At 64.9% G+C, this 18,789-nt stretch carries 16 protein-coding genes; 8 read left to right on the top strand and 8 right to left on the bottom strand.

Going from position 1 to position 18,789, the window contains the following annotated elements:
* Window positions 1–2 precede the first annotated feature (2 nt).
* The 3 genes from J3A75_RS10205 to J3A75_RS10195 form a co-directional block, all read right to left on the bottom strand.
* Window positions 3–755 carry an FkbM family methyltransferase gene (locus tag J3A75_RS10205; protein WP_070998934.1) on the bottom strand — a complete coding sequence of 251 codons (753 nt, stop codon included), beginning with the start codon at window positions 753–755 and terminating at the stop codon, window positions 3–5.
* 10 nt (window positions 756–765) lie between these two features.
* The gene (locus J3A75_RS10200) at window positions 766–1,137 is read right to left on the bottom strand and encodes a hypothetical protein (RefSeq protein WP_043073384.1); all 372 of its coding nucleotides are present in this window, start codon (window positions 1,135–1,137) and stop codon (window positions 766–768) included.
* Between the two features lie 138 nt (window positions 1,138–1,275).
* Window positions 1,276–2,691 (bottom strand): phosphomannomutase, encoded by a 1,416-nt coding sequence (locus tag J3A75_RS10195; protein ID WP_058607234.1) that lies wholly within the window; start codon window positions 2,689–2,691, stop codon window positions 1,276–1,278.
* A gap of 213 nt (window positions 2,692–2,904) precedes the next feature.
* Here J3A75_RS10195 and J3A75_RS10190 point away from each other — a divergent pair, with 213 nt between their 5' ends.
* From J3A75_RS10190 to J3A75_RS10170, 5 genes are all read left to right on the top strand, one after another.
* On the top strand, window positions 2,905–3,357 hold the full coding sequence (locus tag J3A75_RS10190; protein WP_041372277.1) for a DUF4214 domain-containing protein: 453 nt from the start codon (window positions 2,905–2,907) through the stop codon (window positions 3,355–3,357).
* Between the two features lie 233 nt (window positions 3,358–3,590).
* On the top strand, window positions 3,591–4,592 hold the full coding sequence (locus J3A75_RS10185; RefSeq protein ID WP_026605183.1) for a GHMP kinase: 1,002 nt from the start codon (window positions 3,591–3,593) through the stop codon (window positions 4,590–4,592).
* Window positions 4,593–4,659: 67 nt separating this feature from the next.
* Window positions 4,660–5,592: an NAD-dependent epimerase/dehydratase family protein gene (locus J3A75_RS10180; protein ID WP_029360390.1), complete on the top strand. Its 933-nt coding sequence runs from the start codon at window positions 4,660–4,662 to the stop codon at window positions 5,590–5,592.
* A gap of 79 nt (window positions 5,593–5,671) precedes the next feature.
* Window positions 5,672–6,259, top strand: coding sequence for a D-sedoheptulose 7-phosphate isomerase (locus tag J3A75_RS10175; RefSeq protein WP_071000651.1), 588 nt, complete (start codon window positions 5,672–5,674; stop codon window positions 6,257–6,259).
* A gap of 10 nt (window positions 6,260–6,269) precedes the next feature.
* Window positions 6,270–7,508: an HAD-IIIA family hydrolase gene (locus tag J3A75_RS10170; protein ID WP_245295916.1), complete on the top strand. Its 1,239-nt coding sequence runs from the start codon at window positions 6,270–6,272 to the stop codon at window positions 7,506–7,508.
* Between the two features lie 56 nt (window positions 7,509–7,564).
* Here J3A75_RS10170 and J3A75_RS10165 read toward each other — a convergent pair whose 3' ends face one another.
* Window positions 7,565–7,714, bottom strand: coding sequence for a hypothetical protein (locus tag J3A75_RS10165; protein ID WP_209650142.1), 150 nt, complete (start codon window positions 7,712–7,714; stop codon window positions 7,565–7,567).
* Window positions 7,715–7,812: 98 nt separating this feature from the next.
* Window positions 7,813–8,313 carry an NUDIX hydrolase gene (locus tag J3A75_RS10160; RefSeq protein ID WP_209650141.1) on the bottom strand — a complete coding sequence of 167 codons (501 nt, stop codon included), beginning with the start codon at window positions 8,311–8,313 and terminating at the stop codon, window positions 7,813–7,815.
* A gap of 278 nt (window positions 8,314–8,591) precedes the next feature.
* Between J3A75_RS10160 and J3A75_RS10155 the strand changes: the two genes are divergently transcribed.
* The 3 genes from J3A75_RS10155 to J3A75_RS10145 are packed head-to-tail and all read left to right on the top strand — an operon-like array spanning window position 8,592 to window position 11,723.
* Window positions 8,592–9,830, top strand: coding sequence for a class I SAM-dependent methyltransferase (locus J3A75_RS10155; protein WP_209650140.1), 1,239 nt, complete (start codon window positions 8,592–8,594; stop codon window positions 9,828–9,830).
* 2 nt (window positions 9,831–9,832) lie between these two features.
* Window positions 9,833–10,810, top strand: a complete 978-nt coding sequence (locus J3A75_RS10150) for an NAD(P)-dependent oxidoreductase (RefSeq protein ID WP_209650139.1) — start codon at window positions 9,833–9,835, stop codon at window positions 10,808–10,810.
* A complete protein-coding gene (locus J3A75_RS10145; protein ID WP_209650138.1) occupies window positions 10,797–11,723 on the top strand; it encodes an NAD-dependent epimerase/dehydratase family protein in 927 nt (308 codons plus the stop codon). Before J3A75_RS10150 ends, J3A75_RS10145 begins: the two co-directional genes overlap by 14 nt.
* A gap of 372 nt (window positions 11,724–12,095) precedes the next feature.
* Here the strand turns inward: J3A75_RS10145 and J3A75_RS10140 are convergent, their stop codons facing one another.
* The 3 genes from J3A75_RS10140 to J3A75_RS10130 are packed head-to-tail and all read right to left on the bottom strand — an operon-like array spanning window position 12,096 to window position 16,719.
* Window positions 12,096–12,971, bottom strand: coding sequence for a hypothetical protein (locus J3A75_RS10140; protein ID WP_209650137.1), 876 nt, complete (start codon window positions 12,969–12,971; stop codon window positions 12,096–12,098).
* Complete coding sequence (locus J3A75_RS10135; RefSeq protein ID WP_091928260.1) at window positions 12,968–15,013, bottom strand: glycosyltransferase; 2,046 nt, start codon at window positions 15,011–15,013, stop codon at window positions 12,968–12,970. The genes J3A75_RS10140 and J3A75_RS10135 overlap by 4 nt, the downstream gene beginning before the upstream one ends.
* Window positions 15,013–16,719, bottom strand: coding sequence for a glycosyltransferase family 4 protein (locus tag J3A75_RS10130; protein ID WP_245364338.1), 1,707 nt, complete (start codon window positions 16,717–16,719; stop codon window positions 15,013–15,015). The genes J3A75_RS10135 and J3A75_RS10130 overlap by 1 nt, the downstream gene beginning before the upstream one ends.
* Between the last annotated feature and the right edge of the window lie 2,070 nt (window positions 16,720–18,789).

Genomic DNA, 18,789 nt, shown 5'->3' with positions numbered 1-18,789 from the left:
CGTTAGGTCGATGCTGCGACCAGATCAGGTCGGACGTACCAATCATCGAACAGAGAGAGTTGCTGGAATCGGCGGCGATAGCCGAGTCCGGTCAGAAGGCCATATATCTTGTCGCGGCTGTCGGAAAAATTGTGTTCGACGCTTATTAGCGCGATGTCGTAGCTTGTAAAATCGAAGCTCTCCAGGACGTCGAACTCGCCGCCCTCCACATCGATGCTCATGTAGTCGATCTGCTTCGGCGCCCGCGCCTCCGATAGAAAACGGTCCAGCGAGATTGTCTGGACTGGGTATTGTCGCCTATCTTGGCGAAATTGGGAATGAAAATCGCCTGCTGCAAATTCATCCATCCCGGACAGCTCGCCGATATCAACCTCATTGAACAAGACTTCGACGCCATTGGTCTTGTGAACGCACTTGTCAGTGATGTAGCAGTTGCGATTATCATACAATGCCGCATGCCAAGCGCGGGCAGGCTCGGCGAGAGCGCCCTGCCAGCCATAGGCCTTCTCGAGAAGAAGCGTGTTGCTCAGGCTTATACCATCGCAGGCACCAAATTCGACGAAATATCCGTTCCGCTTCTCATTCAATTCGTACAGCGCCCAAAGATCCTGTAGAAGCTGCGCGTTGGAAAGGGGCGCTCTCTTCGCCGCAAATGACAGGAAATCGAGCTCCGAGCTCACGATATGCGGCGGCGATTCCAGATTGTCCCTGAGATTGACCAGTGCATTGAACACCGTCAGGAGCTCGACATCCATGGCTCTCTGCTCAACCTGTTACTTGGGATCGATGGGGCCGGGTCTTGAACGGGTGGATCGAGGCGCCGTACCGCGTCTGTAGGATCCGATTTGAGCCGTCGAACAGGACCGTGTGCTGAACCGAATCAACGCCGTGATCGGGGATGGTCTGGGCCGCCCTACGAATAGCGGACAGGAACCCTTTACGGCTGAACCCGTAGGGACGAAGGCTCTCCAACAAGGCGTCGATTAGCTTCGTATGGCCTTCGGACCGCGCCTGGGCCAGATCGCGGTCGCGCACGGCGCTGTCGCGTTCGGCCCGCAGCAGCGACAGTTCGATCTGTTGCTGCTGGATCTGGCGAATGAACTTCGTGTCAATGTCGTGAGCGAGATTCTTCGGCATTCGGTAGCTCAACAGGCCCGGGAGGGGACGGGTTCGGAACGCGGTTGGTGACACGTCGGCGTCAAGCGACAGCGGCCTTACGTGATCACAGCCACCGAGGTGGATCGGTTATCGAGATGGCACGGCAATCCCTGTTCTCTAGCTCGCTTCGGCCATGGCGGTGGCGGCTGCCGCGAGGCCCCATCGCACGAGATCCTGAGCCTCGGTCACCGACTTGGCCTCAGCGTAGCAGCGCAACTCCGGCGCGTTGCCGGAAGCCCGGAAGTGGATCGTCCGCCCGCCGTCCAGCTCGATCCGAATTCCATCCTGCTCGTCGATGGATCCCGGCGCTCCGATCGGTCGGAGGAACGACACCCGGAAGGCCTCCTCGCGCAAGCGGCCCAGGAAGGCGCTGCTCCGTTCGGACGGCGTGTTGGGGAGCCGGTCGCTCGCCATCTCCCCCGCATCGAGGGAGGTCACGAGGTCGGCCAGCGAGGTGCCGGCCGCGCGCGTCGCGGCCAGTGTCGCCAGGATCGGCAGCATGGCATCGCGCGTCGGCAGGGCCGGGAGGGTCCTGCCGTCGCGTGTGATGTCCGAGCCGAGCAGGAAGCCGCCATTCGCCTCGAAGCCCGCCACGATGGCCGCACCGGAGCGCCGCACCTGTTCCATGCCGGCGATGACGTAGGGCGAGCCCACTCTCGTGCGCAGGACCTGCTTGAAGCCGCCGGAACGCTCCAGCGCCGAACCGGCCGTCACGGGCACCACGACCGCGTCGGCCCCGAGGAAGCGTGCCGTAATCAGGCCGAGCACATCGCCTCGCACGATCCGGCCCGCCTCATCGGCGATGAGAGGCCGGTCGGCGTCGCCATCGGTGGTCACGAGCGCGTCGAAATCGCCCGAGGCCATCGCGTCACGAATGAACGCGATATCCTCGGGCCGATGTGCCTCGGTGTCGATGGGCACGAAAGTCTCGGACCGGCCAATCGTCGTGACCTGTGCGCCGAAGCCGGTGAGCAGATCGGCCAGGAGATCGCGGGCGACGGAACTCTGCTGGTAGACCGCGATGCGTAGGCCAGCCAGCATCTCGGACGGGAATGCGTCGATATAGCGGTGCTGGTAGCGGGCCAGGGCGCGGGGTTCGGGTGTGGCAGAGGTCCGTTCCGCCGACACGCCGGCGTGTGCGCCGCGGTCCAGAGCGGCCAAGATTGCCGCCTCGTCCGCCTTCGTGATCTCTCCGTCGGGCCGGTAGAATTTGAGTCCGTTGCGATCCTCCGGGATGTGGCTTCCCGTGATCATGACTGCCCAGGCGCCGCGCCGCATCGCCTCGAGGGCGAGGGCCGGTGTCGGGAGGGCGCCGCATTCGATCGCCGTGAAGCCCGTTGCCGCAGCGGCATCCGCCACCGTCGCGGCGATGCTCGGGCTACTGTCGCGCAGGTCCCGCCCGATCACGACTGCCCGGGGGGCTTCGCCCGACATGGAGCGGAAGAACGCGCTGGCATAGGCGTAGGCCGGCCCTCCGACGAGGTCCGTCACCAGACCCCTCAAGCCACTCGTACCGAATCTCAGGCTGCTCACGGCGGTTCCGTCAGTGTCGATTGAGTTGGAATCGATCACTGATGCCGCGAAACGCCGTGCATCACAACGTCCCGTGACGGGAGCCGGGCTCGCGCACGGGATCCTTCACGGAGGCGCCGCACCCGCCTATGCGCAATACCGTTTACCCTCTCTTAACCATGATTCCAGCATTGAGTCCTACGAGCTCACCTCCAAGTTTCGGCTGTGGTCAGGATGCATTCGCAGGGTCTCGATCTCTCGAACGTGGTCAGTTTGACGATTGCCTTGTCGGAGCGTGTCGCCGAAACGCGGCGACTGGGGCACCTCGTGGCGGTCGATGAGATTGAGGCGATTGGGAACGTGGCCTCCTTTCTGCGCCAGAACCTCGACGAGTGGCCCCCTCAATTGAGCCGCGCGATCTGCGACGTGATCACAAGCTCGCCGCGCGGGCGAAGCCGTTCGCTGTTGCTTGTCGAGTACATCCAATCCGGTGCCTTCGATCAGCAGCAGTCGGGGAAGCACACCATGCCGTTCGTGATGGATCTGTACCGTATCGTTCTGGGACGGGACGCGGAGGACGATGCGCTGCGGCATTGGTCTGCCCAGCTGAATGCGGGAAAGATCTCCCGAAGGCAACTTCTGGGGACCGTCATCAGTTCAGAGGAATTCCGTGCGTCGCTGAATTAATCCAGAGTCGCCTATGTTCGTTATGTGTAGGTCAATACATGTGATTGAATCATCTTTGACAATATGAGGCGTCGCGAGGCCGTATTCGATAGAGCGCTAAAATATGTCTCCCGCGCACAAGAATGTGTTGATAGAGTCGAGATATGGGTCGATAGATCGAGCGCTGTCGCCTGTCGCGTGGGGGCTGTGCGTCTGAGATCTGCCTGGGCGGATAGGAGCGGCGGAATACCTTCATGCTGACCGTGACTCGGACGCCGCTTCGAATAAGCTTGTTCGGCGGCGGCACAGATTACCCGGAATATTTTGAGCGGGCGCCTGGAGCGGTTGTCGGCGCCGCTATTGATAAGTACATCATCATAGCCGCGCTGGATTTGATAGGGTGTCAGGATTATAATTATAGATTGAGCTATTCCCGCGTCGAGCACTGCGGGCACATCGACGAGATCGAGCATCCGGTGGTGCGGGAGGTGCTCAAATATTTCGACGTCAACCGACGGCTCGATATGAGCATCATCTCCGATTTGCCCGCGGCAGGTAGCGGTCTTGGCTCGTCCTCAGCGTTCACCGTGGGATTTCTGAGAACGATATACGCGATTCAAAATCAGAAACCGACGAAGATCGAACTCGCGAAGAAGGCGATACACGTTGAGCGCGAGATCCTGCGCGAGAACGTCGGCGTGCAGGACCAGCTCCACGCCGCCTTCGGCGGGATCAACCGGTTCGATTTTAGCGGCTCCGCCATACGGATCTCGCCCGTTCAGATGAGTTCTGCCGCCATTCAGCAACTCAACGCGTCGATGGTGCTGGTCCATACGGGCATCGCGCGGCGCGCGACGACGACGGTCGCCGCGCAGATCGCCGTGACGCGCGCGCGCGCGATCGACAAGGAATTGTCCGAACTCTACCGCCTCGTCGAGGAATGCGTCTCTCTGCTCGAAGCGGGGACGAGCGGCTGGCTCGCGCAGCTCGGCGAGATGCTCTCCGCCTCGTGGCGCATCAAGCGGACCCTGTCGCGTGAGGTCTCGAACGCGGTGCTCGACGATCTGTTCGAAGCGATCACCGCGTCGGGGGCTTACGGGGCGAAGCTGTGCGGCGCGGGCGGGGGCGGCTTCTTCCTCGCTCTGATCGATCCCGATCGGCTTCCGGCCCTGATCGAGCGGGTCGCGCCGCTGTCCGTCGTTCCGATCGGCATCGACGTCGACGGGTCCACCCTGATCTATCGCCAGACGCGCTGAGCGGCGTCCTCACAGGCCCCAGCCCGGCTGCAGCCGGGCCGCGGACCCATCGCGACGAGAGGCAACGATGCGAATTCTGATCACCGGCGGCGCGGGCTACATCGGGACGATCCTGGTGCCGATGCTTCTGGAGCGCGGGCATCACGTGACGGTGCTCGACACGTTCAAGTCCGGCGCCCCGGACCTGTTCTCGGCCTGCCAGTACGACACGTTCGAGCCGATCAAGGGTGACGCGCGCGACACGCGCATCCTGGACGAGCTGATCTCGAAGCACGACGTGCTGATCCCCCTCGCCGCCCTGGTCGGCGCGCCCCTGTGCAAGGAGGACGCGATCGGCGCTACGACGCTCAACCGCGACGCCGTGGTGGCGCTGGCGCAGCGCGCGGGCGGCGACCAGAGGATCGTCTACCCGACGACCAACTCGGGCTACGGCGTCGGCGAGGCCGGCAAGTTCTGCACCGAGGACTCACCCCTGCGGCCGATCTCGCTCTACGGCACCACCAAGGTGGAGGCCGAGAAGGCCGTGCTCGACAGCGGGCGCGGCGTCAGCCTGCGTCTCGCGACGGTGTTCGGCATGGCGCCGCGCATGCGGCTCGACCTCCTCGTCAACGACTTCACGCACCGGGCCGTGACCGACCGGGCGCTCCTGGTCTTCGAGGGCCACTTCAAGCGCAACTACATCCACATCCGCGACGTCGCCAAAGGCTTCATCCACGCGATGGACAATTTCGACCGGATGCGCGGCGAGGCGTACAATCTCGGCCTGTCGAGCGCCAACCTGTCGAAGCTGGAGCTCTGCGAGCGCATCAAGGCGCACGTTCCGAACTTCGTCTACGTCGAGGCCCCGATCGGCGAGGACCCGGACAAGCGCGACTACATCGTGTCCAACGAGAAGCTGGAGGCGACCGGCTGGTTCCCCGATTTCGACCTCGACCGGGGCATCAAGGAACTGATCAAGGGCTTCCGGATGATCCGCAACTCGCGGTTCGCCAACGTCTGATCGGGATGGGCGGCCTGCAGCGAACGCGCCGCCGGTCCGCCCGACACGGCGGCCGACGCGGGAACGGACCGAGGTGATCATGAGCGCGATCGTCGATTTTCTCACGCGGACCCGTGACACCTTCCAGGCCGCCCTCGACGATTCCCGCTTCCACGCGACCCTCGCCGAGACCGCCGATCTCGTGACCGCGTCCCTGCGCGGCGGCGGCAAGCTCTTGACGATCGGCAACGGCGGCAGTGCCGCCGACGCGCAGCACATCGCGGGCGAGTTCGTCTCGCGGCTCAACTACGACCGGGCGCCGGCCGCGGCCGTGGCGCTGACCACCGACACCTCGGTGATCACCGCGATCGGCAACGATTACGGCTACGAGCACGTGTTCGAGCGGCAGGTTCTGGCCCTCGGGCGGCCGGGCGATGTCCTGCTCGCGCTCTCCACGTCGGGGCGGTCGCCGAGCGTGCTGAAGGCGATGGACGCGGCCCGCGGCCTGGGTTTGCGGGTCGTCGCCTTCACGGGCGCGACGGGCGGGGCGATGCCCGAGCGGGCGGATGTCTGCCTGCACGCGCCGTCGGACGCCACACCGCTGATCCAGCAGATCCACATCACCGCCGCGCACATCGTCTGCGGCCTCGTCGAGGAAAGCCTGTTCCCGCGCGGGACGGCAGCGTGAGGGACGGCCTGTGACCGAGCCAGAGTGGAAGGGTGGAGGCCCCGTCCGGCAAGCCATGATCCTGTGCGGCGGCTTCGGCACGCGCCTCGGCGCGCTGACCTCGGCGATGCCCAAGCCGCTGCTCCCCGTGGCTGGGGAGCCGTTCCTGGACTTGCTGTTGTTCGAGCTCGGCCGCCACGGCTTCACCGAGATCGTGCTGCTGGCCTCGTTCCACAGCGAGAAGATCCGCGCCTACGCCGCCGACAACCCGGTCGCGCGACGCTTCGGCATGACGCTGCGGGTCTCGGTCGAGCCGGAGCAGGCCGGGACCGGGGGCGCCGTCGTGCACGTCCTTCCCGAGGCCGACGAGACCTTTCTCCTGCTGAACGGCGACTCGTGGTTCGACGTGAACCTACTGTCCTTGCCCGCTATGGCGGCGCGTCACCCCGATGCGGCGATGGTCCTGTCGCTCCGTCGGGTGCCGGACGCCGCGCGTTACGGCGTCGCGCTCCTCGACGGCGTCCGGATCACAGCCTTCCTCGAGCGGCCGCCTGAGCCGGGTCCCGGTCTCGTCAACGCCGGCGTCTACTTGGTGCGCCGCGACGCGCTGACCGGCCTGCCGCCGGCCTGCTCACTGGAACGGGACGTCCTGCCCGCGCTGGTCGCCGAGGGCCGCGTGGTGGGCGTGGTCCACGACGGCTACTTCCTCGATATCGGCGTGCCCGAGAGCTACGCCCGCGCCCAGGAAGAGATCCCGGCCCGTCGGAAGAGGCCCGCCGCTTTTCTCGATCGGGACGGCGTTCTCAATCACGACCACGGATATGTCGGTTCCGTGGACCGGTTCCAGTGGATGGCGGGCGCGCGCGATGCCGTCCGCGCGCTGAATGATGCCGGCTACTTCGTGTTCGTCATCACGAACCAAGCGGGGGTCGCCCGCGGCTTCTACACCGAGGCCGACGTCGCCCGTCTGACCGCCTGGATGCGGGACGATCTGCGCGAGGCCGGCGCGCATATCGATGATCTCCGCTACTGCCCCTATCATCCGGACGGGACGGTCGAGGCCTACAGGGCGGTCCACGGATGGCGAAAGCCCGAGCCCGGCATGATCCTCGACCTGATGGCCCATTGGGACATCGACTGCGCGCGCAGCTTCCTGGTCGGCGATCAGGAGACGGATCTCGCCGCCGGCCGTGCGGCGGGGCTCGCCGTGCACCACTTCAGGTCGGACGACCTGCTCGCCTTCCTGCGAGAGGTCGCGCTGACGGGGTAGGAAGGGACCCAGGAGGGGTGGGCCCTCGCCGGGGCGCGCTTCGCCGTCCGGCACGCTCAGTCGTGCGACTGGATCGAGAGTTCCGCTTCCGCGGCCTCGCGCATGGCGCGATCCCAGTCGAGCTTGCGCTTGGGCGGAGTCTCGCGCTCCGCGTCCGCGGCTTTCCGATCTCGCGGAGCGACGATCTGGATGTCGTACTCGGGCACGCTTGGATCCGCTCTTTAACCGACAATTAATCGTATTGGCGGAACGCGCCGGTCTTGTCAGCGGTTCGATCGCTCGATCCACAATCCGGTGACGGCGCTCATCCGGTGCCGGATAGGCCGATCAGGATCATGGCGGCGTGCACAGCTCCGACGATGGCGCCCGACTGGGCGAGCTTTAAGGCCTCGGCCCGCGGTACGCGCACGACGGCGATGTCCTCGCCGGGATCCGGCTGCGCCGGCCCGGCCGCTGTCACGCGCGCGCGGACGAGATGCATGCGGTTGGCGTAGCGGGCCGGATCCGCATTCAGGGTGACCACGTGCTCGGCATCCGCGAAGATGTAGCCAGTTTCCTCGCGCATCTCGCGCTCTGCGGCCGCGAGGATATCGGGGTCGGCGGGGTCGATGGCCCCGCCCGGAAGCTCCAGGCTCGGGCCGCCATAGGCGTGACGGTACTGGCGTACGAGGATGACGTGATCGGCCGCGTCGATGCCCAGCACGAGGGCGATGTCCGGCGTCTCGAGCACGTAATAGGGATCGACGATGTGACCCGACGGCGTCACGCAGTCGTCGGCACGAAGACCGAGCCAGCGATCCTTCATGACGTGGTGGGATTTGCGGACTGTCCAACTCGGTGTCGAGATCATTGCTCTCTGCGGACCGGGGGTTTGTGCTTGCGGATATCCCCCCACGGTCATTGTGGATCTTCGCCGCTGAGGGACATGCGCGATGGCAAAACTGTCTCGTCTTTCGGCTCTGACTTCGATCGAGCTGCGACCGCGCGTTGCGCTGCCCTGGCTCAGCCGATAAGCCTCGCGGGGTCGTAGAGCCTCGCGCCGCGGATGTCACAGGTCGTAGGATGACGGGAACGAAACTCGCCATGGCATGCCGCGTCTGCGATGGACGCGATGTCGAGCTGTTTCTCGACCTGACCGATCAGCCGCACTGCAACCGCCTGATCCCGCCGGAACTCGCGGACCGCCGCGAGCCGCATTTTCCCCTGCGCGCCGGCTTCTGCCACGACTGCACGCTCGTCCAGATCGATCACACGATCCCGAAGGAGAGCATGTTCAGCGACTACCCCTACGTCTCGGGCACGACGAAGACGCTGGTGGAGCATTTCCGCCAGACGGCGGCCCGTCTCGTGGAGCGGTACGGCCTCGGGCCAGAGGACTTCGTCGTCGACATCGGCAGCAACGACGGCACGTGGCTGCGGCAGTACGAGCCCTTCGGCCTGCGCCGCTGCGGCGTCGAGCCCGCCTCGAACGTGGTGGAACTGGCCCGCGCCGCCGGCGTGCCGACGCTGAACCGCTTCTTCAACGCCGAGACCGCCGAGATCGTCCGCACGCAGGACGGGCCGGCGAGCCTGATCACCGCCGCCGGCGTCTTCTTCCACCTGGAGGAGCTGCACAGCGTTGTGAAGGGCATCGTCACGCTGCTCAAGCCGGACGGCGTCTTCGTCGTGCAGGCGATCTACCTGGGCGGCATGATCGAGAACACCGCCTTCGATCAGATCTACCACGAGCACCTGTGCTACTACACGCTCCGCTCCCTGGAGCAGCTGTTCGCGCGCCACGGCCTCGAGGTCTTCGACGTCAGCGTCGTCCCGGTCCATGGTGGTTCCCTCGAGGCGCATGTCGGCTTCCCCGGCGCCCATCCGGTCAGCGACACGGTCAAGCGCATGCGCGCCGACGAGGAGGCCCGCGGCTACGACAAGTTCGAGACCTATGTCGGCTTCGCCGAGAACGTCCGCCGCCTGCAGGCGGCGCTGCTCGACCTGCTGGAGCGCATGCACGCCGAGGGGAAGACGGTCCACGCCTACGGTGCCCCGGCCAAGGGCGCGACGCTGCTCAACGCCTTCGGCATCGGCCCGCGGCTGGTCCAGTACGCGGCCGAGAAGAATCCGCTGAAGTTCGGCCGCCTGATTCCTGGCGCCCGCATCCCGATCGTCGAGGAGGGCAGCGTGCCCGCGCCCGACGCCTACCTGGTGCTCGCCTGGAACTTCATCGACGAGTTCCTGGCGCGCGAGCGCCGCTACCTCGAGAACGGCGGCGCCTTCATCGTTCCGGTGCCGGAACTCAAGGTGATCACCGCCGCCGACCTGCCGAAGGCGGTCTGAGCGTGGCCGCCCTCCCCTTGTCCGCGTTGCCCGACACGGTCGTCGTCGTCGGTGCGTCCGGCTTCGTCGGCCGCAACCTTGTCGCGCATCTCGCCGGCCGCGTGCCGCGGCTGATCGCGGTCAGCCCTTCCGGCCAGTCGGTGCCGGGGGCGACCGAGGCCGTGCGCTTCGACGCCCTGGAGGCACTGTCGGTTCCCGCCGACGCGATCGTCGTCAACGTCGCCGCGCAGCGCTACGACGCCGACAAGTTCGAGACGGCGCAGAGCGACCTGCTCACCGGCAACGCCGAGATCGCCAACCGCCTCTACCGGTTCTGCCTGACGAAGGGCATCCGCGAGGTGCGCGCGGCCTCGAGCGTCGCGGTCTACCCGGCGGCCTGCGATCCCCTCGACGACGCGCAGGCTGTCGACCTCAACGCGCCGCCCAACCGGAACGAGGCCTTCTACGCCTGGTCGAAGCGCTGGTCCGAGGTGATCGCCGACCTCCACGCCGAGCGCTACGGCATCCACACGCTCAGCTTCCGCCTGAGCAACCCCTACGGTCCCCACGACTCGACGGATCCGCGCAAGGCGCACGTTCTGCCGGCCTTCGTGATGCGCGCGCTGGCACCGGGAGAGCGCTTCGAGATCAAGGGCAACCCGCTGGTCGAGCGCGACTTCATCTACGTCGGCGACGTCGTCGACGTGTTCGCCCGCTCCCTGGAGATGCGGGAGACGAGCGACGCGCTCAACCTCTGCCGCGGCGAGACCACGACCCTGCTCGACCTCGCCCGAACCATCCTGGAGGTGGCCGGGGAGGACCGGCCTGTGCACGCCCCTGACACGGCGACCCACGGCGTGCTCGCCCGCCGCTCGACCAACCGGCGGCTGCGCGAGCGCTTCGGAATGTCGAGCTTCACGGGACTCGCGGACGGGCTGCAGCCGACGATCGCGTGGTATCGCGAGACCTATCGCGAGGGGGCTCAGCATGCCGGGGCCTGAGCGCGACATCGTCATCGGGGCGGACGGCTTCCTCGGGCGCAACCTCGTCCCGCGGCTCCGGGCCGAGGGCCGCGAGGTCGTCGGGATCGGACGCGCCGCGGGCGACCTCTCCGACTGGGCGAATGTCGAGCGGGCGCTGCGCGCGGCACCCCTGGCCGGCCGGATCTTCCACGTGGTGACCCGCCAGCGCACCGGCGCGGTGCAGTACGACATCCAGGGCGAACTCCTGGCGATCAACGCCCGGATCCACCTGAACGTCCTCCAGGCGTGGCGGCTGTTCCAGCCGCAGGCCAAGCTCGTCTCCACGGGCTCGTCCTGCACCTATCCGGAATCGGCGGAGCCGCTCCCCGAGGCGCGGTTCGGGCAGGGACCCACGCACCCGTCGGTGATCGGCTACGCCCTCGCCAAGCAGGTCCTGGCGACGGGCTCGGCGGCCTACGCGCACCAGTACGGCCTGACCTTCCTGCACTGCGTGCTGGCGACCCTGTACGGACCGCACGACAACAAGGCCTCCGATCGCAGCCACTTCATCGGCGCCCTGCTCGACCGCGCCGTGCGGGAGAAGGCGGCGGGCGCGCAACAGTTCGAGGTCTGGGGTAACCCGCAGACCGTCCGTGAGGTGCTGTACGTCGACGACCAGATCGACGCGATCCTGGCGGCCGATCGGGCGTTCGACAACGAGATCCTCAACTGCGCCGCCAATACGCCCGTCACCGTCGAGGCGGTGGCGCGGGCCGCCTTGGCCGCCCTGGACTGGTCCGTGCCCCTCGTGAGCCCGCCCGGCTCGTTCCAAGGCGCGGCCTACAAGATGCTCGACTCGACGCGCTTCCTCGACCGGACCAGCTGGCGGCCGCGCATCGCTCTCGAAGCGGGGCTGCGCAGGCTCGTCGCCGCGGAGTACGCCGGCCGTTGAGACCCCCCTCGCGCTCGCCGTGCCTCTGATCGGCCCGTGACGGACGACCAGAGTCCTGAGGGTATGTCGTTCGTGGACATGCGAGTCTTTGAGTTTGACGTATGTGTAAATTTACTATGCCGACAAGTTTCGGGCCCGAAAGGTAATGCTTGGATTATTTGACTCGTCTCTAGAGCATTGCGCCTGTATATTTTTTATTGCCGCGATAAGCTATTCAAACTGTCGAATTGGCCGCACGGCGGACAACGGGAACGACAAGTAGAGCCTGCAATCCTGCTCGTAAGCCGGGAATGTGATTGGCGATAATCACGCCCGGCAGCGACGGAAATTATCCCGGAAGCTTGGCTCGGCTAATCCTTGGTAGTGAGCGCATTAGATACGGAATTCCACGGCACCGGCCGGAAAAATCTCCGCGACCCGGGCCTCCTGTTCGCGCAGATCCCAGAGCCGGAGTTCGGCGTACCGGATCCGGAGGCTGTCGCCCTGTGCGGCCACGTAGCAGTGCTCAAAGGCGAAGAGCACCGTATCGAGTTTCGGTCGTGCGTCATGGGGCTCCGCCTCGCCCCGCGCGTCCGTGTCGGCCGAGACCTCCAGCGTGATCGCGGTGTGGCCGCTGGTGGGCATCGTGTCGAACGCGTTCACGAGCAGCGCGATCTCGTCATGGGTCAGCTTGAGAAGGAAGCAGTAGCGCTTCACCGACTCGAACGTGTCACCGGCCGGGAACGCGCGCAGCAGCGTCATCGAGAAGGGACGACCGTCCTCCGGCAGACTGCGCAGGTGCCGGGACGGCACCGAGCGCAGGGCCGAGATGTTCATGGTCTTGGCCGCCGACGGCTGGGCCACCCGGCCCTCGCGCCGACCATTCGTCCGGTAATGCAGCAGCGGGTTGACGCCCGAGGCCGTCACGTCGGGGTACCGGATCAGGTAGGAGGTGCTGCTGAACCCGGGATGCGGATCAAGCCCGGCGGCGGAACCGAACCGCAGGTAGTGCCGCACTGGGTCGAGGCGGGTCTTGCCGCTCTGGTTGCGGAAGAAGGCCGTGTCGAAGTCCTCGGCGGGATCGCGGTTCTCGGCGGCGCCGCGCCAGACATAGTGGAGGTAAGGATCGATGCCCGAGGCCGCGACGTCGCCGTTGTGCTTCAGATAGTAGGCCGTGTCGAACAATCCCGGCACGCGCCCTATGACAACGCGCCGAACCACGCGCGAGAGCGTCCGGATCGCGGCCCGCTTCAAGGATGGCTGGCTCATGCGAAGACCGGTGCCTCGCACAGGGACCGGAGCTTCTCCGCGTAGGCCACGGGTGAACAATCCTGCGCCACCTGCGCCAGCCCAGCGCGCTGCAGCCGCCGCCAGGTCTCCGCATCCTCATGGAGCCGGATCAGCCCGGCGATGAAGGCTTTTGGGTCGCGCCAGTCCCGCGTCAGGTATCCGGAGCCCTCGGGCCAGCCGAGCTGTTCCGCGAGGATCGGGGTGACCAGACACGGGAGCCCCTGCGCGACGGCGGCGTGGACCTTGTGGGGCATACCGGCAGCGAAGCGGGTGGGGGCGACGAAGACGCGCGCCCGGTCGAGGAGCGGAGTCGGGTCCGGGACCCGGCCCATCACGGTGACGTTTGGTGCCGACAGGCGTGCGCGCAGATCTGGGGCGACCTGTCCGATGATAGTGAACGGCACGCATGGCAGGGCGCGATGCACGTCCGGCCAGACGGTCTCGAGGAACCAGATCAGTGAGTCGACGTTCGGCGAATTCTCGTGTTCCAGCGACCCGATAAAGACGAAGCCGCTGCGGCTGCCGAGATCGACGGTGATCTCTGCCTGCGGCGCGAAGGCGTGGCCGAGCACCGCCGTGTTGGTCACGCCATAGTACTGTAGCAGGCGCGCCTCCGCCTCCGAGACGCAGACGACATGGTCCGCCTGCGCGAAGTTGCGGGTCTCCCGGCGTGCGGAGGCCGCCAAGCGCGCGCCGAATCCGTACCCGTCCTGCAGGGTCCCCTCCATAAAGTCGCGCAGACAGAACAGGGCTTCCGAATCGAAGATGACGCGGCTCCTCGCGAAATCGCGCAGCGCCATGTCGCGGTTCTGGAAAATCTGGCAGACCAGATCGATGTTGTGCGGGCGACTGACCCAGAGCACGTCGTAGTGCTCCTGCCGCTCGTCAATCAGCCGCGCGAGTCCCATCCCCTCCTCGGCATCCAGGATCTCGACGGTGTCAGGCAGGTCGCGGTACCGCTGCGCGATCTCCGGGTCCGCGCGGTAGACCGGATACACGGTCACCTGATAGCCGAGCCGAGCCATGGTGGCGACGATGAAGTTCGCCCGCGGCATGCCCGCGCCGAGGTCGATGTGGGGCACCCCGTCGTCGACGTAGAGCACCTTGAGCGCCCAGGCATTGTGGGTGCGATCACCGAAACGCGGTCCCGCATGCGGGAACAGCCATGACCGGTGCCGCTCAAGGAAGCGGACCCGGTTGCGATCGATCAGCGCCTCGACGTCGGCGCGAACCGGCGTCGTGGCATTCTCGAAATGGATCGCACTCGCTCGCGGCTGGTAGACGACGCGCCGCCCTGCCTGATGGCAGCGGACGCACAGGTCCGTGTCCTCGAAATAGGCCGGGGCAAAGAGGTCGTCGAAGCCGCCCAGATGTTCGAAGAGCGCGCGCTCGACCATGAGCACGGCACCCGAGACGTAGCCGACTTCGCGCTGAAACGTGCTCTCCGCCAAGAGCGGGTTCGCGTTCCCGCGGCCGTAGGGATGGGTAATCTGCGCATCGTCGCGGAAGAACGCGCCGCTCTCCTGCAGATACCCCCCGGGAAACACCAAGTGGGCTCCGACGATGCCGACGGTCGCGTCCGAGAACGGGGACACCAGGGCGCCGATCGCGCCGGGCATCAGCTCCACATCGGGGTTGAGGAAGAGGAGGTAGCGCCCGCGGGCTGCTGCGGCACCCTGGTTGCACGCCGGGCCGTAACCGACATTCTCCGCGTTGCGGATGACCGTGGCCCCGTCGAGCAGGTCGAGCACATTCTGGGTTTTCGCGTCGGAGGCGTTGTCGACGACGATCAGCTCGAACGACGCGCCCGCGAATGCCTGTTGCGTGGCAAGGCGATAGAGCGTCAGCGTCAGCAGATCGCTGGCATTGAGCGACACGATAACGATCGAGACGACCGGCGCCGCGACCGGAGGGAAGGCGATCCGGAGGCCGTTGCGCGCGATGGCGTTGCCGATGAGGTGCGCCTCCGCGATCGCGGCGAGCCTCCCGTAATGTGGATCAACCGCCTCGATTTTATTCATCACTGGACTTCAAGGCGGGTGTTGCGCGCCGGAGCGAAGCGGATCAGGCCCACGAGGTCATCGCTGAGAAACAGCACCGCCTTCGGCCGGGACGGCGTCTTGCCCGCTGCCGGGATCGGCGAGGCGGATCCGTCGATCTCCAGCGGCTCGAAGGTGAGACTGGCGGGCACAGGTGTCAGCGCGCCTCGAGTCGCGGCGAAGGCGAGGCTGGGCGCGCGCGCCAGCGCCGCGGTGCTGGTCAGCCGCAACTCCCGTGCCGTCTCGCCGTCCCCGAGGAGGAAGGCCGCGGTCGGCCGCGACCGCGCGACGAGGAAGCTCGGGACGCGCGAGACCACCGTCAGCCCATCGGCCTCGTACCCGATCAGGCAACCGTCCGCCGTCCAGTCGGCCTGGGCATCGCCGAGAGAGCCGGCGATCGCCTCCCGGGCCGGCCGCGGAAGTGACCGGCGGTGGATCCATTCCGGGGAGAGGCTGACCGGACCTTCGTGCAGCGCCGGCAGCGCGCCCGCAGATTGCCGGCTCCCGTCCGGCTCCGGGCTCACGAACCAGCGCCGCCGCTCCGACGGGTAGCCGGCTTCACGGGCGGTCGCGGGCGAGGGTTTCTCAGTCGCCACGAGGATCCCGCCGTCCTCGTCCGCGGTTGGCAGGGAGCGCAGGGAGCGTTCCTCCCGCACGATGATCCCCGCCCCGACGGTGGTCGACACGTCCGGCGCGCGCGCAGCGAGCGAACCGGCAGCTCGCGCGGAACGGCGCGGAATCGCGTTCAGCCACGCCGCCTCGCAGGTCGTGGCCTTGGCGTTGTAGCGCGCGAGCAGATCCGCGCAGGCCGCGGTGAGTATCCCGAGGCCGTCTGGATCGTCGTGCAGGCGCCGGATCGCCGCGACGGTGTCGGCAACGCCGTCCAATCGGTGAGCGGGATGATCGGTGTCGAACCCCTCGAACGCGATTCGTGTGCCGATCACCGGCCGACCCAGCGACAGCGCTTCAGCGACCTTCATCTTCAGACCGCTTCCCATCAGCATCGGCGCGACCACCGCGTCGACGCCCGCGTAGAAAGTTTCTACTGCGTCGACATATCCGGCCAGCTGGACGCCGGGTAGGTCCAGCCCGTTCAGGCTCCCGCAGATCTCGCCGGCGATGACGAGAACGGGCAGGTCCGGCCGCCAGGACGCCGCCCAGCCGTGGGCGAACTTGCTGATCGAGAAGAGATTGGGATCGTTCCCGTGGCCGATGAAGCCGAACCGGGCCAGCCGGCCGGGTGCGCGAAACTTCGCGGGTTCGGCGAAGACCGGCGGAAGCAGGTACACGGCGCGATCGACGAGGCCGCGGAAATAGTCCGCCTCTACCGACTGGATCGCGACGATCATGTCCGCGCGTGACAGGCCGACGGCTTCCGACGCGCGGTCCGTGTAGAAGAAATTCGGCTCGGCGCGGAAAGGCCGATATTGCAAGTGCCTGTCTGCGAAACGGTCATGTGTGTCGATAATTCGTAGAACGCCGTCCGGCACTGACTCAAGACATCTCGACAAGAAGACATAATTTACAACGATGGCGCAAGTGTCCGGATTTAAACCGAAATACCATTCAACGAACTCTATAACTTCAGGTGGGCACCAGTCGTCAATCCTAAAGCCTTCGGTCCACGTCTTTAACGGGACCGTTGTCGCAGCGGGTATCTGAAAAACACGATCGAACGCTGCGGCCATCGCAGCTGAATCCGTCGGGGGGTGTTGTCCAAAGCGACGATATATCTGGTCTTCATGCTGGAAATAGGCCAAATCGATTGCGAAGCCGCCGCGCCGAAGAGCTTCAGAGGTCGCTACGAGCCGCCGTCGATTGCCCGCGCTCACCGGTGCCGCTGGCATCGGTGCTACAATCAGAACGGTCGGCTTCTGCTGGGTCGCCATACGCTCACATCGCCCCGGCGACACGAGCTACCGCGTATCGGCCTTGCCCGCTCAGGATGGCTCCGTTGATGGACTGCGTGTCCAGCGGAAGGCTAGCTGTGAGCGTTATGGCGGCTCTTTTATGAGCATCGAACCGAATAGAGGTGATAGAGCTGCAGGTGTAACCAGCCATTGATCGCACGATCACGCAGTTCGGAATGAAATCGATTCCGTTTATCAGCCAAGCGTCAGCGGACTCGCTGCGCCTGATGCTCAGCGCACTCGACATGCTGTCCGCCAAAATTGTGTCCAGCCCCGCGCTTAAGAGCGGGATTAGGGCACTAAAATGCTCTAGCCAATTCGGATCCAGAGAGGATGTAACGGTCTCTGCAACGACGGACGCCTCATCACGCGAAAGGGGCGTCGGTCCTGACGTTAAAGTAACGCATCGATCGCCAACGTGTGTGCAGACCGAAACGGAAGATAAATTATCAAAAGCGCCACTATCCCGACAACCCAGAACGAGAATGCAGCTAGGGTCCATAATTTCCCGCTCAGAAAATCCAACGAACGACCAAGCAACAAGGTCGACAGCCTCAGGCTCCATAATTTTAAGCGGTATTGCACCGGATCCATTCATCGAAATCCTAAGGACAGCAATCCGTTGATCGACGTGCGCAATGGATCCAGAAATTAAGATGTTCGGTGCTCGCATCGTTTCATCAGACTCGATATCTACATAAGAGGGAGTTGCAAGGAAAAGAGTTCGTGCTTATTCAAATATGAGCTGGCCGCCCACAAAATCATGCTTGAAAACGAATGCCGCCCATGAAACAGCGTATCACATACAAAGCGAGGTCACGGCAATAGGTCTAAATTCCTTTTGGCCGGTTCCGGAAGGGCAGAGCATGTGGGAGCAAGGGTGGTGAAGCTTCACGGAAGTGTCGTGTTCCGAGTTGGTGAGACTCCGACGACCCGACGATGCTAATACTCTGGGCGGAGGTCGGTTACCGGTGCAGATATCGGAGGGATCGCGTTTTGCGGGTCGGCCGGGCGTGACTCAACACCTCGCATGTCGCTGCCGGATTCCGATATGCTGGGATTGTCTTCACCGCGTGATGCTTGAGCGGCTTTAGAATGCAAATGCACTCGGCTCATCGCGGTCTGCTCTCGACAAGCTAGATAGCCCGCTAAAAGGGGCGAAGCAATGGGGCCGAACCCGACGGATCGGGGCAAGCCGGGTACGAAGGGCCATCTCATCCCATACGCTAGAAGCGCGTCGCTCGGCCCAACGTTCACTGTGACCATTCCCTACGACAGTCGCATTCTGGCAGCGACGCTCTACAGACTGCCACGCCCTACACATCGGGGGCTTGGTCTCCCGCGGCGTAGATCGAAAAGGCTCTACGAGAATCAGGACTGGGATCATATCCGATCTCGGCGTGAGCACCGGCCACACAGCACCACACCGCACATCTCTCAGTGCAGTGCGAAAGCAGTGAACACCTGGGACGCCATCGTTCGATCGTGGAACGCTTCTGACGTAATTGGCATGCTGCCGCCGCCTAGGCATTTGTTATGGACGATGGCGGGCTGCTTGCCTCCACGACAAACTCATCTGCAGATCACAGGCCAAACAGGCTTATTTCAATTTTCTAAATAATAAAATAGTGCTACCTAATATATGTCGACGACCGACGATGCAAATCTCTGCTATCTCAAATTATATACAATGCCTCGATATGAAGATTTAAAATATATCTTAGCGACTTATAAGTTGCTCATGGGCACTTTTAAGCATCTCTATTTGACACCTCTGGCGGCTCGATAACAAAGGCGCTATGGACAGGGTTGGTGCCGAGAAACGTAACGCCAGCATCGTTAAACACA

The sequence above is a fragment of the Methylobacterium sp. PvP105 genome (genome assembly GCF_017876975.1).
GTDB lineage: Bacteria > Pseudomonadota > Alphaproteobacteria > Rhizobiales > Beijerinckiaceae > Methylobacterium > Methylobacterium radiotolerans.
The sequence above is the reverse complement of the archived record's forward strand: the minus strand, read 5'-3'. Positions and strand labels throughout refer to the sequence as shown.

Coding starts and splice junctions, on each gene's coding strand:
- J3A75_RS10190 (WP_041372277.1), top strand. CDS start 2,905: ATGCATTCGCAGGGTCTCGATCTCTCGAACGTGGTCAGTTTGACGATT.
- J3A75_RS10180 (WP_029360390.1), top strand. CDS start 4,660: ATGCGAATTCTGATCACCGGCGGCGCGGGCTACATCGGGACGATCCTG.
- J3A75_RS10135 (WP_091928260.1), bottom strand. CDS start 15,013: ATGAATAAAATCGAGGCGGTTGATCCACATTACGGGAGGCTCGCCGCG.
- J3A75_RS10130 (WP_245364338.1), bottom strand. CDS start 16,719: ATGGCCGCAGCGTTCGATCGTGTTTTTCAGATACCCGCTGCGACAACG.
- J3A75_RS10140 (WP_209650137.1), bottom strand. CDS start 12,971: ATGAGCCAGCCATCCTTGAAGCGGGCCGCGATCCGGACGCTCTCGCGC.
- J3A75_RS10155 (WP_209650140.1), top strand. CDS start 8,592: ATGGCATGCCGCGTCTGCGATGGACGCGATGTCGAGCTGTTTCTCGAC.
- J3A75_RS10185 (WP_026605183.1), top strand. CDS start 3,591: ATGCTGACCGTGACTCGGACGCCGCTTCGAATAAGCTTGTTCGGCGGC.
- J3A75_RS10145 (WP_209650138.1), top strand. CDS start 10,797: ATGCCGGGGCCTGAGCGCGACATCGTCATCGGGGCGGACGGCTTCCTC.
- J3A75_RS10205 (WP_070998934.1), bottom strand. CDS start 755: ATGGATGTCGAGCTCCTGACGGTGTTCAATGCACTGGTCAATCTCAGG.
- J3A75_RS10160 (WP_209650141.1), bottom strand. CDS start 8,313: ATGAAGGATCGCTGGCTCGGTCTTCGTGCCGACGACTGCGTGACGCCG.
- J3A75_RS10200 (WP_043073384.1), bottom strand. CDS start 1,137: ATGCCGAAGAATCTCGCTCACGACATTGACACGAAGTTCATTCGCCAG.
- J3A75_RS10175 (WP_071000651.1), top strand. CDS start 5,672: ATGAGCGCGATCGTCGATTTTCTCACGCGGACCCGTGACACCTTCCAG.